Source organism: Variovorax sp. 10L426 (assembly GCF_056395305.1).
Genome location: NZ_JBFTJF010000006.1, coordinates 95,239 through 110,489, shown reverse-complemented (window position 1 = coordinate 110,489; position 15,251 = coordinate 95,239). Strand labels below are relative to the sequence as shown.

The 15,251-nt window shown below is 65.0% G+C and carries 17 protein-coding genes; 8 read left to right on the top strand and 9 right to left on the bottom strand.

The window, feature by feature from the left end; genetic code table 11:
• Window positions 1-240: 240 nt before the first annotated feature.
• On the top strand, window positions 241-2,223 hold the full coding sequence (locus AC1DHL_RS10775; protein WP_478162003.1) for an AsmA family protein: 1,983 nt from the start codon (window positions 241-243) through the stop codon (window positions 2,221-2,223).
• A 3-nt stretch (window positions 2,224-2,226) separates the two neighbouring features.
• Here AC1DHL_RS10775 and AC1DHL_RS10770 read toward each other — a convergent pair whose 3' ends face one another.
• The 3 genes from AC1DHL_RS10770 to gpmA form a co-directional block, all read right to left on the bottom strand.
• Window positions 2,227-2,985, bottom strand: a complete 759-nt coding sequence (locus AC1DHL_RS10770) for a HesA/MoeB/ThiF family protein (RefSeq protein ID WP_478098306.1) — start codon at window positions 2,983-2,985, stop codon at window positions 2,227-2,229.
• A gap of 55 nt (window positions 2,986-3,040) precedes the next feature.
• Entirely contained in the window at window positions 3,041-4,483 is a 1,443-nt protein-coding gene (locus AC1DHL_RS10765) for a S41 family peptidase (protein WP_478098305.1), read from the bottom strand.
• Window positions 4,484-4,585: 102 nt separating this feature from the next.
• Window positions 4,586-5,329: a 2,3-diphosphoglycerate-dependent phosphoglycerate mutase gene (gpmA, locus tag AC1DHL_RS10760; RefSeq protein WP_478162002.1), complete on the bottom strand. Its 744-nt coding sequence runs from the start codon at window positions 5,327-5,329 to the stop codon at window positions 4,586-4,588.
• Window positions 5,330-5,401: 72 nt separating this feature from the next.
• Between gpmA and AC1DHL_RS10755 the strand changes: the two genes are divergently transcribed.
• From AC1DHL_RS10755 to nadA, 6 genes are all read left to right on the top strand, one after another.
• Window positions 5,402-5,809 carry a rhodanese-like domain-containing protein gene (locus AC1DHL_RS10755; protein ID WP_478098301.1) on the top strand — a complete coding sequence of 136 codons (408 nt, stop codon included), beginning with the start codon at window positions 5,402-5,404 and terminating at the stop codon, window positions 5,807-5,809.
• Between the two features lie 18 nt (window positions 5,810-5,827).
• On the top strand, window positions 5,828-6,088 hold the full coding sequence (gene grxC / locus AC1DHL_RS10750; RefSeq protein ID WP_478098299.1) for a glutaredoxin 3: 261 nt from the start codon (window positions 5,828-5,830) through the stop codon (window positions 6,086-6,088).
• Between the two features lie 100 nt (window positions 6,089-6,188).
• The gene (secB, locus tag AC1DHL_RS10745) at window positions 6,189-6,653 is read left to right on the top strand and encodes a protein-export chaperone SecB (RefSeq protein WP_478098297.1); all 465 of its coding nucleotides are present in this window, start codon (window positions 6,189-6,191) and stop codon (window positions 6,651-6,653) included.
• 24 nt (window positions 6,654-6,677) lie between these two features.
• Window positions 6,678-7,679 carry an NAD(P)H-dependent glycerol-3-phosphate dehydrogenase gene (locus AC1DHL_RS10740; protein WP_478162001.1) on the top strand — a complete coding sequence of 334 codons (1,002 nt, stop codon included), beginning with the start codon at window positions 6,678-6,680 and terminating at the stop codon, window positions 7,677-7,679.
• A gap of 25 nt (window positions 7,680-7,704) precedes the next feature.
• Window positions 7,705-8,583 carry a carboxylating nicotinate-nucleotide diphosphorylase gene (gene nadC, locus AC1DHL_RS10735; RefSeq protein WP_478162000.1) on the top strand — a complete coding sequence of 293 codons (879 nt, stop codon included), beginning with the start codon at window positions 7,705-7,707 and terminating at the stop codon, window positions 8,581-8,583.
• Between the two features lie 2 nt (window positions 8,584-8,585).
• Complete coding sequence (nadA, locus tag AC1DHL_RS10730; RefSeq protein ID WP_478161999.1) at window positions 8,586-9,734, top strand: quinolinate synthase NadA; 1,149 nt, start codon at window positions 8,586-8,588, stop codon at window positions 9,732-9,734.
• Here nadA and AC1DHL_RS10725 read toward each other — a convergent pair.
• The 6 genes from AC1DHL_RS10725 to AC1DHL_RS10700 form a co-directional block, all read right to left on the bottom strand.
• The gene (locus AC1DHL_RS10725) at window positions 9,692-10,105 is read right to left on the bottom strand and encodes a 6-carboxytetrahydropterin synthase (protein ID WP_478161998.1); all 414 of its coding nucleotides are present in this window, start codon (window positions 10,103-10,105) and stop codon (window positions 9,692-9,694) included. The genes nadA and AC1DHL_RS10725 overlap by 43 nt on opposite strands.
• Before the next feature lie 19 nt (window positions 10,106-10,124).
• Window positions 10,125-10,763 (bottom strand): 7-carboxy-7-deazaguanine synthase, encoded by a 639-nt coding sequence (gene queE, locus AC1DHL_RS10720; protein WP_478161997.1) that lies wholly within the window; start codon window positions 10,761-10,763, stop codon window positions 10,125-10,127.
• Window positions 10,764-10,770: 7 nt separating this feature from the next.
• Window positions 10,771-11,601 (bottom strand): pantoate--beta-alanine ligase, encoded by an 831-nt coding sequence (gene panC, locus AC1DHL_RS10715; protein WP_478161996.1) that lies wholly within the window; start codon window positions 11,599-11,601, stop codon window positions 10,771-10,773.
• A gap of 40 nt (window positions 11,602-11,641) precedes the next feature.
• Window positions 11,642-13,219, bottom strand: a complete 1,578-nt coding sequence (nadB, locus tag AC1DHL_RS10710; protein WP_478161995.1) for an L-aspartate oxidase — start codon at window positions 13,217-13,219, stop codon at window positions 11,642-11,644.
• A 64-nt stretch (window positions 13,220-13,283) separates the two neighbouring features.
• The gene (locus tag AC1DHL_RS10705) at window positions 13,284-14,081 is read right to left on the bottom strand and encodes a segregation and condensation protein A (protein WP_478098711.1); all 798 of its coding nucleotides are present in this window, start codon (window positions 14,079-14,081) and stop codon (window positions 13,284-13,286) included.
• A 126-nt stretch (window positions 14,082-14,207) separates the two neighbouring features.
• On the bottom strand, window positions 14,208-14,414 hold the full coding sequence (locus tag AC1DHL_RS10700) for a DUF3460 family protein (RefSeq protein WP_478161994.1): 207 nt from the start codon (window positions 14,412-14,414) through the stop codon (window positions 14,208-14,210).
• Window positions 14,415-14,546: 132 nt separating this feature from the next.
• Between AC1DHL_RS10700 and AC1DHL_RS10695 the strand changes: the two genes are divergently transcribed.
• Complete coding sequence (locus tag AC1DHL_RS10695) at window positions 14,547-15,218, top strand: hypothetical protein (protein WP_478161993.1); 672 nt, start codon at window positions 14,547-14,549, stop codon at window positions 15,216-15,218.
• The last annotated feature ends 33 nt before the right edge of the window (window positions 15,219-15,251 follow it).

Sequence of the window (15,251 nt, the reverse complement as noted above, 5' to 3'; positions counted from 1 at the left end):
CTGCAGATGTAGGCTTGTTCTTACGAGTTCCCGGGCGTCTCGCTCGTAGGCCCGGCCTCACAGCGGCTGCGGCCAGGCGCCGACCTGCTGTGCGCATCGTTCACATTAGGCTGGTTACATTCGGTCGCCGTGGTTGCGGCGATCCCGACATCGCCATGAAAGGGGTGCTCTGCCTTGACCGCGATGGCTCCAACGTCAAAGCCAAAGCGTCGATCGGTTTGGCTCAGGCTGGGCGTTCCATTGCTGGGGCTGTTCGCCGTGCTGGTTCTGGGCGTGGTGCTTTTCCCGTGGGACGTTCTTCGTGAGCCGCTCAATCGCTATGTCAGCGAACGCACCGGCCGTCACTTCGAAATCACGCGCCGGCTGGATGTGAAGCCGGGCTGGCACGTTGCGACGGTCAAGCTTGATGGCGTCGAATTCGCCAATCCTTCCTGGGCGCGAGACCCGTACCTGGTGCGGGCTGAAGGCGCGGAGTTCGATGTCGAATTCTGGCGGCTGCTCGTTGGCAAGGTTGTGCTGCCGCGTCTCGTGCTGAGTTCGCCGACGCTCGGGCTTCAGGTGGAAGAGGATGGGCGGCGCACATGGGCGCTAGGCCAAGACACGGCCAATGAGGACTCTGTTCCGACCATCGGTTTGCTGCAGGTCGACGGCGGCACTGTCGACTTTTTCGCGAAGCACGAGGATGTGGATCTGCATGCAGCCTTTACCTTGGACAGCAGCCGGGGCGACATGCCCTTGAGCTTCGAGATCAAGGGCCGCTATCGGCATCAGCCGGTTTCGGCCGATGGGCGCACCGGCAACGTGCTGCAACTCAATACACCGGGAAAGTCGCCGTTCCCGATCGAGATCGATCTCCGGGCCGGCCATGGCCGGCTGAAGGCGAAGGGCACGGTCGTCGAGCTGGCAACCCTGGATGGTCTGGATGCCCAGGTCGAGCTGAGGGGGCAGAACCTCGGCAATCTCTTTCCCATTCTTGGCATAGCGCTGCCGCAGACTCCGCCCTATGCGCTCAGCGGCAATCTCCACAAACAAGGATCGTTGTGGGAAATTCGGGGCATGAAAGGCCGGCTGGGGCTCTCCGACATCGGCGGCGAGATGGCGTTCGACAAGGCCCAGGAGGTGCCGCACCTGAGCGGCAGTCTCCGCTCGCGCGTGCTCGACATGGACGACCTCGGTCCGTTCATCGGTCTGGCACCGACCGCCCGTTCAGTCAACGCGGTCGAAGGCGTAGCGCCGCCCCCGACCATCGAGCAGGTCAGTCGGTCGAAGCACGATGCCGGGCGCAAGGTGCTGCCCGATGCGCCGCTCGACTTCGAGCGCGTGCATGCGATGAATGCCGACGTGAAATACACCGCCGATCGCATCGAGAACGTGCGGGAACTGCCGCTGGACAAGGGAAGCGTGCAAGTGACGCTCAAGGACGGCGTGCTGATGCTGGACCCGCTTGAATTGGGCGTCGCCGGCGGCAAGGTGGCCGGCGCGATACGTATCGACGGCACTCGGAATCCGGCCGACATTCGCGCGTCGCTCGACGTGCGGGGAATACAGCTTAGTCGCCTCATCCCGAAGGTCGAAACGCTGAAGACGAGCTTCAACAAGTTGGACGGGCGAATCAACCTCTCCGGACGCGGTAATTCGGTGGCTGGCTGGTTGGGTGCCGCGTCTGGCGACGTCGCGGCCATCACGGGCCGCGGGCAGATCAGCAATCTGCTGATGGAGGTTCTCGGTCTCGACGGCGGCGAGATCATCAAGTTTCTGCTCAGGGGCGATCGCAATGTGACGCTGCGATGCGCAGCGCTGGCGTTCGATGTCGAAAAGGGCGTGATGAACGGCCGCAGCCTCGTCTTCGATACGAGCGACACGGTGTTCTACGGTGCCGGGAACGTCAGCCTGCGGGACGAGACGATGAATCTCGTGGTTCGGCAGCAGCCCAAGGACAAGAGCATCCTGGCGGTGCGCACGCCGCTCCTCATCCGCGGCACGTTTGCATCGCCGAAGGTCGGCGTCGAGACGGGGCCATTGATCACGCGCGGTGTGGCCGCCGCGGCGTTGAGCGTCATCAATCCTCTGCTTGCGCTTGCCGCGACCATCGAAACCGGCCCCGGGCGCGACGTCGACTGCCAGGACGTCCTGACGCAGGCGAAACGGCCGGAATCGCGCGAAGCCGCGGCTGGCGCGGCCAAGGCAAGGAAGCAGTCGCCGCCCATCGGGAACGGCAGTTAGTGCTCAGGGCCCGGGGCGGTGGCCGCAAACGCTGCAGTCCGGATCGCGCGCAACGCGAAGAGTGTCGAAGGTTGTACGGCGACCGTCGAACATCAACAGACTGCCCGCCAGCGAGGGGCTGATCCCTGCGAGAAGCTTCAAGGCTTCGCTGGCCTGCAAGGTGCCGATGGTGCCGACCACTGGCGCAAATACGCCGAGCACTGCGCAACGGGTCTCCTCGAATTCCGCGTCCGGCGGAAACAGGCATGCATAGCATGGGGAGGCAGGATCGCGCGTGTCATAGACGCTCAGTTGTCCGTCGAAGCGGATGGCCGCGCCGGCCACCAAGGGCTTCGCGTGCGCCACGCACGCACGGTTGACGGCGTGGCGCGTGTGGAAGTTGTCGCTGCAGTCGATCACGACGTCGGCCGCCGTCACCCATTGCGCCAGCAACTCGTCGTTGGCGCGCAGCTTGCGGGTTTCGATGGAAATATCGGGATTGATGGCCCGCATGGCTTCGGCAGCCGAGTCGACCTTGGCCATCCCCACGCGCGCGGTCGTGTGTGCCACCTGCCGTTGGAGATTCGTCAGGTCAAGCTCATCGTCGTCGACGAGCGTGATGCGGCCGACCCCCGCTGCTGCGAGATAGAGCAGGGCCGGAGAACCGAGCCCTCCGGCACCGATGACGAGCGCGTGCGACGCACTCACCCGCGCCTGGCCGTCGATGCCGAATTCTTCAAGCAGGATGTGGCGCGAATAGCGCAGGAGGTCGTGGTCTTCCATGCGCCTCGTGGATCGCCAGGGCGGCCAGGGCTCCTTTGCGGAGCCCGCCCCGGGATCAGTTCTCCTTTTTCTCTTCCTTGTTGTCGACGATCACCTGCGTCTTGCTCACGAGCACCGGTTGGCCCTTGAGCCGGTTGAACGCCTGGATCAATGGGAAGTCCTTGTCGGAACCGAACTCAGGCACCTTGCGGTCCTGCGGCGGCTTCTTGGCTTCTTCCTCGAGGCGCTTGCGGGCGTCGTCCCGTGCCTTTTCGCGCTCGGGGTCCTTGGCCTCGGGTCCCTGGCCGCTGGCCAGATGCTTTTCGAGGTCGGCCTCGCGCATGCGCAATGCGGCGTAGGGGCTGCCTTCGGCGCTCTCGTCGACCAGCACGTTCGGCACGATGCCCTTGGCCTGGATCGAGGTGCCGCTCGGCGTGTAGTAGCGCGCAGTGGTGATCTTCAAGCCGGTGTCCGGGCCGAGCGGCCGTACGGTCTGCACCGAGCCCTTGCCGAAGGTCTGGCTGCCCATGACGGTGGCGCGCTTGTGGTCCTGCAGCGCACCGGCGACGATTTCGCTGGCCGACGCGGAGCCTTCGTTGACGAGCACGACCAGTGGCACCGTCTTGAGCCCGGCGGGCAGGTTGCGCAACGGATCGCTGCCAGCACGGCGCTGATAGAACTCGGGCGCAGCCTTGTAGACAGCCTTGCTTTCGGCGAGTTGGCCGTCGGTGGAGACGACAGTCACGTTTTCAGGCAGGAACGCAGCGGAAACCGCGACGGCGGCGTCGAGCAAGCCGCCCGGATCGTTGCGCAGGTCGAGCACCAGACCCTTGAGATTGGGGTCCTGCTTGTAGATTTCCTCGACCTTCTTGACGAAGTCGTCGACCGTGCGCTCCTGGAACTGCGACAGGCGGATCCACGCATAGCCGGGCTCCATCACCTTGCCTCGCACCGATTGCGTGCGGATTTCCTCGCGCGTGATCGTGACCGGGAAGGTGCGGTTCTCGTCCTTGCGGTAGATCGTGAGGAGAACCTTGGTGTTGGCCTCGCCGCGCATGCGCTTGACGGCATCATTGAGCGACAGTCCGCGAACAGCGGTGTCGTCGATCTTGGTGATCAGGTCGTTCGGCTTGAGGCCCGCGCGGAATGCCGGCGAACCCTCGATCGGGGAGACCACCTTGATCAGGCCATCTTCCTGCGAAATCTCGATGCCGACACCGACAAAGCGGCCGGTGGTGCCTTCGCGAAATTCCTTGAACGATTTCTTGTCGAAATACTGGGAGTGCGGATCGAGCCCGGCGACCATGCCCGATATCGCGTCGGAGATGAGCTTCTTTTCGTCGACGGGTTCGACGTAGTCGCTCTTGACCATGCCGAAGACGGCAGCGAGTTGCTGTAGTTCTTCCAGTGGCAGGGGAGCCAGTGACCCGCGTGCAACGGTTTGCAGTGAGACCGTGGTCAGCGCGCCGGCAAAGGCGCCCGCGGCAACCCAGCCGGTGATTTTCAATTTCTGGCCCATGTGTAAGAGTCCTTGTCGCCTGTCAAACCAATATACACAGCTTGGAAGCTGGTTGTGTGCCGGGGTTCCGTGAATCCCTTCAATCTATTTCCGACTTTTTCGTCAGCCTTTGCCTTGCGCTGCGACAGCTGCCGCGGCTTTTTCGGCCGCGTCGGCATCGCCGAGGTAATAGTGTCGCAAGGGCTTGAGGTCGTCGTCGAGCTCATAGACCAGCGGGATGCCGTTGGGGATGTTGAGGCCGACGATGGCGTCGTCCGAGATGCCGTCGAGGTATTTCACCAGTGCGCGAATCGAATTGCCGTGCGCTGAGACAACCAGGCGTCGTCCGGCCCGGATCGCGGGTGCCATGGATTCGTTCCAGAAGGGAAGGACGCGTGCCACGGTGTCCTTCAGGCATTCGGTCAAAGGGATCTGCTCGGGGCTCAGCTTGGCATAGCGCACGTCGCCGCGTTCGCTGCGGGGGTCGTTCGCTTCAAGCTGCGGCGGGGGGGTGTTGTAGCTCCGGCGCCAGACCAGGACCTGCTCATCGCCGTATTTCTTGGCGGTTTCGGCCTTGTTCAGGCCTTGCAGACCGCCGTAGTGGCGCTCGTTGAGGCGCCAGGAATGCACGACCGGCAACCAGGTGCGGTCGAGTTCGTCAAGGGTGTGCCAGAGCGTCCGGGTGGCGCGTTTGAGGACACTGGTATAGGCCACATCGAAGTCGTAGCCCTCCGCCTTGAGCAGTCGACCGGCCTGCTTGGCCTGTTCGATGCCGGTCGCCGTCAGGTCGACGTCGGTCCAGCCGGTGAAGCGGTTTTCGAGATTCCAGGTCGATTCGCCGTGGCGGATCAGTACCAGTTTGTGCATGGGGGAGGCCTTTGGGAACGCGTGCGGAAACCCGACATTCTAAAATCCGGGGTTTGCCACTCAAGGAACACCGTGAAATTCATCGTCGACAACTGGATGTTGATCCTGATCGCGCTCAGCTCGGGCGGCATGCTCGCCTGGCCGATGCTGCGCGGCGCCAATGCCGGCTCGCTGACGGCGCAGGGCGCAGTCCAGCTCATCAACCGCGAGCGCGCGGTGGTGGTCGACGTTCGCGAGCCTGAGGAATTCGCCGCAGGCCACGTCACCGGCGCGAAGAACGTGCCGCTCGATCAGCTGGAGCAAAAGCTCCCGACAGCCGTCAAAAACAAATCGTTGCCTTTGTTGCTTATCTGTGCAACTGGCGCGCGCGCTCAACGCGCCGTGGCCACGGCCAAGAAGCTCGGCTATGAGCAGGCCCAAGCAGTCGCCGGCGGACTCAAATCGTGGAAAGACGCTAACCTGCCGGTCGAAAAGGCCTGAACCCCAGAGATACCCCCGATGCAAGCTGTCAAGATGTACACCACCGCCGTTTGCCCGTACTGCATTCGCGCGAAGCAAATCCTCATGTCCAAGGGCGTGGAGCAGATCGAAGAGATCCGCATCGACAGCGACCCGCAGGCGCGCGCCACGATGATGGACATCACCCAGCGTCGCACCGTCCCGCAGATCTTCATCGGTGACACGCATGTCGGCGGCTGTGATGACCTCATCGCGCTCGATGGTCGCGGCGCCCTGATACCTTTGCTTCAGGGCGCCTGAGCCCTGTAACGCGCGCGGGCGATAATCCACGGCTACATCCAGAAGCCCGCTCCGGGGTTTTCCCGGGGCGGGCGTTGTTTTGACCCTAGAAAGTTCAGCCATGGCCGACCAGCAAGCCCAAGATCCCGTTTTTCAGATCCAGCGCGTCTACCTGAAAGACATGTCGCTCGAGCAACCCAACTCGCCGGCCATCCTGCTCGAGCAGCAGCAACCCACCGTCGACATCCAGCTCGGCATCGACGCCCAGCCGGTGGCTGACGGAATCTTCGAGATCGTCGTGTCGGCCACCGTGCAGACCAAGATCGAAGAGAAGACGGTATTCCTGGTCGAGGCCAAGCAGGCCGGCATCTTCGAGATCCGCAATCTGCCGGACGAGCAGATGGGCCCGATCCTCGGCATCGCCTGCCCGCAGATCGTCTACCCCTACCTGCGCGGCAATGTGGCCGACATCATCCAGCGCGGCGGCTTCCCGCCCGTGCACCTCGCCGAAGTCAACTTCCAGGCGATGTTCGAGCAGCAGCAAGCCCAGGCAGCCGCCCAGGGCGCGCCGACCCTCGCGCAGTAAGCCGGTCACCTTCCGTCGCCGCCGATGAAAATCTGCGTGCTCGGCGCCGGCGCCTGGGGTACGGCGCTGGCGGTCAATGCCTCCGGCCGGCACGCGGTCACCCTGTGGGCCCGTGATGCCGCTCAGGCGCAGGCCATATCGGCGGCGCGCGAAAACGCGCGCTACCTGCCCGGCATCGCGCTTTCTCCTTCCCTGACCGTTTGCGCCGGCGATCCGCTGGCAGCGGTGGCGGGTGTCGACCTCGTCATCGTGGCGACGCCGATGGCAGCATTGCGCGAGCAGCTCCATGTATTGCGCGAACTGGCGTGTCCCGTGGCTTGGCTGTCCAAGGGCGTGGAGCCGGCGCTTGTCGATTCGGGCGAGGAAGGCCTTCTTGCCCACGAAATCCAGGCCAGGGTTGCGCCGCGCTTGACGGCGGGCGTCTTGAGCGGCCCGAGTTTTGCGTTGGAAGTGGCTCAGGGCCGGCCCACCGCACTGGTCGCTGCCAGCCCGCACGCCCATCTGCGCGAGGCGCTGGTGGAGGCTTTTCATGGTCCTTCGCTGCGTGTCTATGCAAACGAAGACATCGTCGGCGTCGAAGTCGGCGGGGCGGTCAAGAACGTGCTCGCCATCGCCACCGGCCTTGCCGATGGCCTGGCGCTCGGTCTCAACGCCCGGGCTGCGCTCATCACACGCGGTCTCGCGGAGATGACACGCTTCGGCGTCGCATTGGGCGCGCGGGTCGATACCTTCATGGGTCTTTCCGGCCTCGGCGATCTCGTCTTGACGGCGACAGGTGACCTTTCTCGCAACCGCAAGGTCGGCCTGTTGCTGGCCCAGGGCCGCACGCTCGCCCAGGCCGTGGATTCGCTCGGCCACGTGGCCGAGGGCGTTTATTGCGCGCGCACGGTCGTGCAGCGTGCGCGGCATCTGGGTGTCGAGATGCCCATTTCCGACAGTGTGGTCGCGGTACTCGACGGCCGGGTGCGGCCGGCCGAAGCGGTCGCTGAACTTATGGGGCGGGAGCCGGGCGTCGAATCCGCCTGAATCCGCGCCCGCTTGCAGAATCAGCATGAACAACTCCTTCTTCGATTTTTCCGAGGCCCAGGTGGCCGAACTGGCGCGGGCGGATGCCGCGCGCGCGCTCAAGGAAGACGCCGGCGACGGCGATCTCACCGCCGGGTTGATCAGCACCGAGACGCGCGCGACGGCCCGCGTGCTCGTGCGCGAGTCGGCAGTGCTATGCGGCGCGCCTTGGGTGGAGGCAGTCGTGCGCCAACTCGATCCGCAGGCGCGCGTGCTGTGGCATGACAAGGAAGGCGCTCGCGTCGCTGCCGAACAGACGGTGCTCGAAATCTCGGGCAGTGCGAGGTCGATCCTGACAGCCGAGCGCACCGCGCTCAACTTCCTGCAACTGCTCAGTGCGGTGGCGACGCGGACCGCCACCTACGTCGAGGCCATCCGTGGTACGCGCGCGCAAATCGTCGACACGCGCAAGACGCTGCCGGGCCTTCGCCTCGCGCAAAAGTACGCGGTACGCGTTGGCGGGGGCACGAACCACCGCATCGGCCTCTATGACGCGATCCTCATCAAGGAAAACCACATCGCCGCGGCAGGCGGTGTCCGTGCCGCGCTCCGTGCCGCCGAAGAGGTTGCCGCGCGCGCCAAATTCGTCGAGATCGAGGTCGAGACGCTCGCGCAACTCGACGAGGCCCTTGCCAACGGCGCCCGCATGGTGCTGCTGGACAACATGGACCTTCCCACCCTGCGCGAAGCCGTGCGCCGCAACGATGCAGCAGGCGATGCCCGCGCCGTGCTCGAAATTTCCGGCGGCGTAACGCTCGACAGCGTTCGCGCCCTGGCTGAAACCGGCGTGGACCGCATCTCGGTGGGCGCGCTCACCAAGGATGTGAAGGCGGTCGATTTCTCGATGCGATTCCAGGAAGCCTGACCATGTCATCTGCCGTCATCAGCGTCGATTACGAACAACCGGCGTTGTACCGCCCCGAAGACGATGCCATCGTCGAGAACGACGCCGCCGTGTGCGACACGCGCCGGGCCTGGGCCCGCGTGCCGCCAGAACCATCGCCCGCGGAGCGCGGTGCGCTGAAGGACCGCATTCGCCGCTTGCTGGTCGAGCGCAATGCAGTGATGGTGTCCCACTACTACGTTCATCCGGACCTGCAGGACCTGGCCGAGGAAACCGGCGGCCTCGTCAGCGATTCGCTCGAAATGGCGCGCTTCGGTCGCGACCATGCGGCGCAGACACTCGTGGTTTCGGGCGTGCGTTTCATGGGCGAGACGGCCAAGATCCTGTCCCCGGAAAAGCGGGTCCTGATGCCCGATCTGGACGCCACTTGCTCGCTCGACCTCGGCTGCCCGGAGGATGCGTTCAGCGCGTTCTGCGACCAGCACCCGGATCGCGCCGTGGTCGTCTACGCGAACACGAGCGCGGCGGTGAAGGCGAGGGCCGACTGGCTCGTCACATCGAGTTGCGCGCTGGACGTGGTGCGCGCGCTGACGGCACAGGGCCAGAAGATCCTCTGGGCGCCCGACCGCCACCTGGGCGACTACATCCGCCGCGAAACCGGCGCCGACATGGTCAGCTGGCAGGGCGCCTGCATCGTGCACGACGAGTTCAAGGCGCTGGAACTCGAACTGCTGATGAAGGACCACCCCGGTGCCAAGGTGCTCGTGCATCCCGAGGCGCCTGCCGATGTGATTGCGCTGGCCGATGCGGTGGGATCGACCTCCGCCATCCTGAGCGCCGCGCAGCGCATGGATGCGACCGAGTTCATCGTCGCGACCGACAATGGCATGTTGCACAAGCTGCGCACGCTCAACCCGGGCAAGACCTTCATCGAGGCGCCGACCGCCGGCAATTCGGCCACGTGCAAGAGCTGCGCGCACTGCCCGTGGATGGCCATGAACGGCCTCGCGGATCTGGCACGCGTGCTGGAGACGGGGGCTGGCGAAATCTACGTCGACCCGGCGCTCGGCCGGCGTGCCCGCGTGCCGATCGATCGCATGCTGGCCTTTACCGCCGCGCTGAAGAGCGGTCAGCCGACCGGTGCAATCGTCGCAGGGATCGGTGCGGCCTGAGCCGGATTCAACAGGCACTCGTCACCCAGCGCGTCGCGCCAGACGCGCACTTGCGAGATGCGCGGCTGCATGTCGCTCAACGCCGCGGCAATGAACAGGCAGAGGTTTTCCAACGTGGGAATGCCGAGGCCTGGGACATCGTCGAGCAAATGATGGTCGAGTCGCGCGCGCACATCCTGCAGACGTGCGCGCAGAACGCCGAGATCGAGCACCATGCCTGTCTCGGGATCGAGCGGCCCGCGAATGGAGATCTCCGCGTGATAGGTGTGGCCGTGAATGCGGCGACTGCCTTCGGCTTCGATCTCGCGCCGCAAGGTGTGGGCGGCATCGAAAAAGATGCGTTGACTGACGGTGAGTTGCTGCGAGGGCATGATCGTTTCCGTGCGGACCTCAGCGGATCCCGGTGAGCTTGTGCGTCTGCAGGCTCAGCCGCCAGCCGGGGTGGCGCATGCAGGTGTCGATGCACAACGCGATGTTGTCGGCCTGAGCGGGACCATCCATCGGTTGCAGGAAATGGTGCGCGAAGCGACCTTCGGCATACAGCACGTCCAGGTCCAGGCCGGGCTGCGGCCAGACCACTTTGAGTTCCTGTCCGCTGCGTTGAATCCAGGGCGCGCCGGCTTTCGGGCTGATGCAGAGCCAGTCGATGCCGTCAGGTGCCGCGAGCGTGCCGTTGCTTTCAACCGCAATGCGGAAGCGGCGTGCGTGCAGCGCGTCGATCAGCGCAGCGTCCAGTTGCAGAAGCGGTTCGCCGCCGGTGATGACGATCAGCCGATGGGCGTCGTCGTCGGCCGGCCATTGCGCGGCGATGGTATCGGCCAGCAAATCGGCGCTCGCGAACTTGCCGCCCAGCGTACCGTCCGTGCCCACGAAGTCGGTGTCGCAGAAACGGCAGACTGCACTGGCGCGGTCGCTTTCGCGGCCGGTCCACAGATTGCACCCTGCAAAGCGGCAGAACACGGCGGGCATGCCAGCTTGGCCGCCTTCGCCTTGCAATGTGTAGAAGATTTCCTTGACGCTGTAGGTCATCGCAATCTCAAGGATCGATTTCCAGATTGTCGATGAGGCGCGTTGTTCCCAACCGTGCGGCGGCAAGTGCGACCAGCGGTTCACCCGGCGCCGGCGCTTGCAGGTCGGAGCGTCGGCGCAGCACCACGTAGTCGGGCTTCCAGCCGCGCTGTTCGAGCAACTGCATCGCACGCGCCTCCAGCGCACCCAGGTCGCGCTCACCGGCCTGGATGGCCGTCGCCATCGCCCGAAGTGCCGCCGAGAGTTGCACGGCCTCCGCGCGTTCGGTCTCGCCCAGATAGCCGTTGCGTGACGACAGGGCCAGGCCATCGTCCGCTCGCCGGGTCTCGCCGCCCACGATCTCGATGGGCAGCGCGAACTGCCGCACCATGTGCCGGATGATCATCAGTTGTTGATAGTCCTTCTTGCCGAACACTGCAACGGCGGGCTGCACGCAGGCGAACAGCTTCATGACGACCGTGCAGACGCCGATGAAGAAGCCAGGTCGGAAGTGGCCTTCGAGTATGTCGGCCAAAGCGCCATCAGGATGCACCTTGCAAGTCTGCGGCTCGGGGTAGAGCGCGCGTTCGTCGGGCGCGAAGAGCACGTCGCAACCGGCGGAGCGCAGCTTTTCGCAGTCACTCTCCCAGGTGCGCGGATAGGTGTCGAAGTCCTCGTGCGGCAAGAACTGCAGGCGGTTGACGAAGATGCTCGCCACCGTCACGTCGCCCAGCGGCTTGGCCTGCCGCACCAGCGCCAGGTGGCCGTCGTGCAGGTTGCCCATGGTGGCAACGAAGGCCGGGCGACGGAAGCGACTCAGATGGTCGCGCAGTTCAGGAATCGTGCGGGCGATGTACATGGCGTGCTCTCGGTCGAACAGGTTGAAGGATGGCACCGCCTCACACCGCGGGTGGCACCAGAATGGTCGGCGCTGCCGGTGCGGCGAGCGCCGGATAGTCGCGGCTGAAATGAAGTCCGCGACTTTCGCGGCGCGCTTGGGCGGAGCGCACGATCAGGTCCGCCACCTGCACCAGGTTGCGCAGCTCCAGCAGATCGCGCGTGACGTGGAAGTTCGCATAGAACTCGTGGATCTCGCCGGTGAGCAGCGCGATCCGGTGCGCCGCACGGTCGAGCCGCTTGTTGGTGCGCACGATGCCCACGTAATCCCACATGAAGCGCCGCAGTTCGTCCCAGTTGTGCGAGATGACCACCGTTTCATCGGCATCGGTGACGCGGCTGTCGTCCCACGTGGGCAATGCCACGCGCTCACGTGCCGGAGCATCCGCGACGGCCTTCGCCGCTGCACGCGCGAACACCATGCATTCGACCAGCGAATTGCTGGCCAGCCGGTTGGCGCCGTGCAAGCCAGTGCATGCGGTTTCGCCGATAGCGTAGAGGCCGGGCACGTCGGTGCGGCCGCTGAGATCGGTCAGCACGCCGCCGCAGGTGTAATGCGCCGCCGGCACCACAGGAATCGGCTCGCGCGTGATGTCGATGCCGAGTTCGGCGCAGCGCGCGAGGATGTTCGGAAAGTGTTCCTTCAGGAAAGCCGGGCTCTGGTGCGAGATGTCGAGGTACACGCAGTCCAGGCCGTGCTTCTTCATCTCGAAGTCGATGGCGCGCGCCACCACGTCGCGCGGCGCGAGTTCGGCACGCTCGTCGTGCGCCGACATGAAGCGCGTGCCGTCGGGCAGCAGGAGTCGCCCGCCTTCACCCCGCACCGCTTCGCTGATGAGGAAGGACTTCGCGTCAGGGTGATACAGACAGGTCGGGTGGAACTGGATGAACTCCATGTTCGCCACGCGGCAGCCTGCGCGCCAAGCTGCAGCGATGCCATCGCCCGTGGCCGTGTCGGGATTGGTCGTGTAGAGATAGACCTTGCCCGCGCCGCCCGTGGCCAGGACGGTGTGGGGTGCGCGAAAGGTGACGACCTCGTCAGTTGATGCGTCCAGCGCATGAAGGCCCAGGCAACCGGCATCGGAAAGGCCGAGCTTGCGGCCGACGATCAGGTCGACCAGCGTGTGCTCCTCGAACAGCGTGATGCCTGGCGTGCGCCGGACTGTCTCGATCAGGGTGCGCTGCACGGCAGCGCCAGTGGCGTCGGCCGCATGCACGATGCGGCGCTGGCTGTGGCCGCCCTCGCGCGTGAGGTGCAGGTCGCCGTGCTCCAGCGAAAACGGCACGCCGAGTTCGCGCAGCCAGGCAATGGCGTCCGGCGCATGCTCGACCACGAAGCGGGTGGCCGCCAGGTCGCACAGCCCCGCGCCGGCGACCAGCGTGTCATCGACATGGGACTGGATGCTGTCGCCTTCGGCCAGCACGGCAGCGATGCCGCCCTGCGCCCAATGGCTCGCGCCGTCGTGCAACGAGCGCTTGGTGATCACGGCCACGCGATGCGTGGGCGCCAGGTGCAGTGCGGTGCTGAGGCCAGCGAGCCCGCTGCCGACGATGAGGACGTCGAAGTCGTGCAGTGCCATCGGAATTCCGGTGAGCCCTTGATCGGGCGATGTAAGTGGAGACGGTGAAGAGGAGGGAGAGCAGTCAGGCCGGCGAGTACGCCAGCCGCACGTAAATAGGCGCGAAGGCTTCGGCCTGGGTGATCTCGATGAGCGTCTCTTTCGCGAGCTCGAGCATGGCGATGAAGGTCACGACCAGCACCGGCGTGCCGCGCGTCACGTCGAACAGACTCTCGAACTCGACGAACTTGCGGCCCTGCAGATGGCGCAGCACGATGCTCATGTGCTCGCGCACGCTCAGTTCCTCGCGCGAGATCTTGTGGTGCTGCACCAGCTTGGCGCGCTTGAGGATGTCGGCCCAGGCTTCGCGCAGGTCGACGACGTTCACATCGGGGAAGCGCGGCTTGAGTGATTGCTCGATGTAGACCTGGCCCTTCCAGAAGTCGCGCCCAGCCTGCGGCATCGCGCTGAGCGAGGCGGCCTGCAGCTTGGTCTGTTCGTATTCGAGCAGACGGCGAACCAGCTCGGCGCGCGGATCCTCGGCTTCCTCGCCGTCGGCCGTCTTCTTCGGCGGCAGCAGCATGCGCGACTTGATCTCGATCAGCATCGCGGCCATGAGCAGGTATTCGGCGGCGAGTTCGAGATTGGTCTGGCGAATTTCGTCGACGTAGCTGAGGTATTGCCGCGTCAGTCCCGCCATCGGGATATCGAGGATGTTGAAGTTCTGCTTGCGGATCAGGTAGAGCAGCAGGTCCAGCGGGCCTTCGAAGGCTTCGAGGAAGACCTGGAGGGCCTCGGGCGGGATGTACAGGTCGTTCGGAAGGGCGAACAGCGGTTCGCCATAGAGCCGGGCGAGCGCGACCTGGTCGACCACGTCCGGCATCGAGGGCACCACGGCCGCGCCGTCGTCCGCGATGACTTCGTCCTGGACGGAACGGACGGTGTCGTCCGTTTCGGCGCCATCACCTTGCCGGCGGGCGCCGGAGCCCGGAATGGCCCGGATGGTCACTTACTTGACTTGGGTCTGGTAGACGTAGGACTGCTGCGGAACGTTTGCTTCGCTGTATTCCTCGAGCAGGCTGCGGTCGAGGTGCTTGTCCCAGAGGAGCGCGCGGCCGGCGCGTTGTTCGGCCTCCAGCGTCGGCTTCTTTTCTTTCATCTGTTCGATGAAATTGGTGATTTCGGACGTGTAGTGGGGGCGGGCGAAGATGGACATGGCAATAGGACCTTTGGGCGCGGATTTTACCGGGTGGGCCGGACAGGGGCGCACAAACGGGTGGATTCCGCATTGAAGCCACCGTCGGCATGCGCTAGCGTGGCGGCTCCCATCCACCCAAGGAGACTGCCGATGAAGCGCCGTTACTCGATGTTCCTTGCCGCGACCGCTGCAGCCGGCGTGCTGCTGGTGGCTTGCAGCACCACCGGGCCCGCCACGCCGCAGAGCAAGATGAGCTTTTTCATCACCAGCGTGAATCCGGGGAAAGGCGCCGACTTTGGCGGCCTCGCGGGCGCCGACCGCTATTGCCAGAGTCTTGCGGCGAATGTCGGTGCCGGCAATCGAACATGGCGGGCCTATCTGAGCACCACGGCCACGCCGGGCAACCCTGCGGTCAATGCCCGCGATCGCATCGGCAATGGCCCGTGGTTCAATGCCAAGGGCGTGCTGATCGCCAGCAACCTCGACGAACTGCACGGCGTGAACAAGATCAACAAGGAAACCGCGCTGACCGAAAAGGGTGAAGTCGTCAGCGCGAGCGGTGATCCCGTCAATCGGCATGACATCCTGACTGGTTCGTCTCCCGACGGCCGCGCCATCAACGACACCAAGGACACGACCTGCGGCAATTGGACGAAGAGCGGCGACGGCTCGGCCATCGTCGGGCATCACAACCGCATGGGCACCAACGCTCCTCCAGCTTCGATGTCGTGGAATTCCTCGCATCCCACCCGGGGCTGCAGCATGGATGCGCTCAAGAGCACAGGCGGCGCAGGACTGCTCTACTGTTTCGCGGTGAACTGAGCGCCGGGCCGGCGGATAGACTGGCCGCTCCCA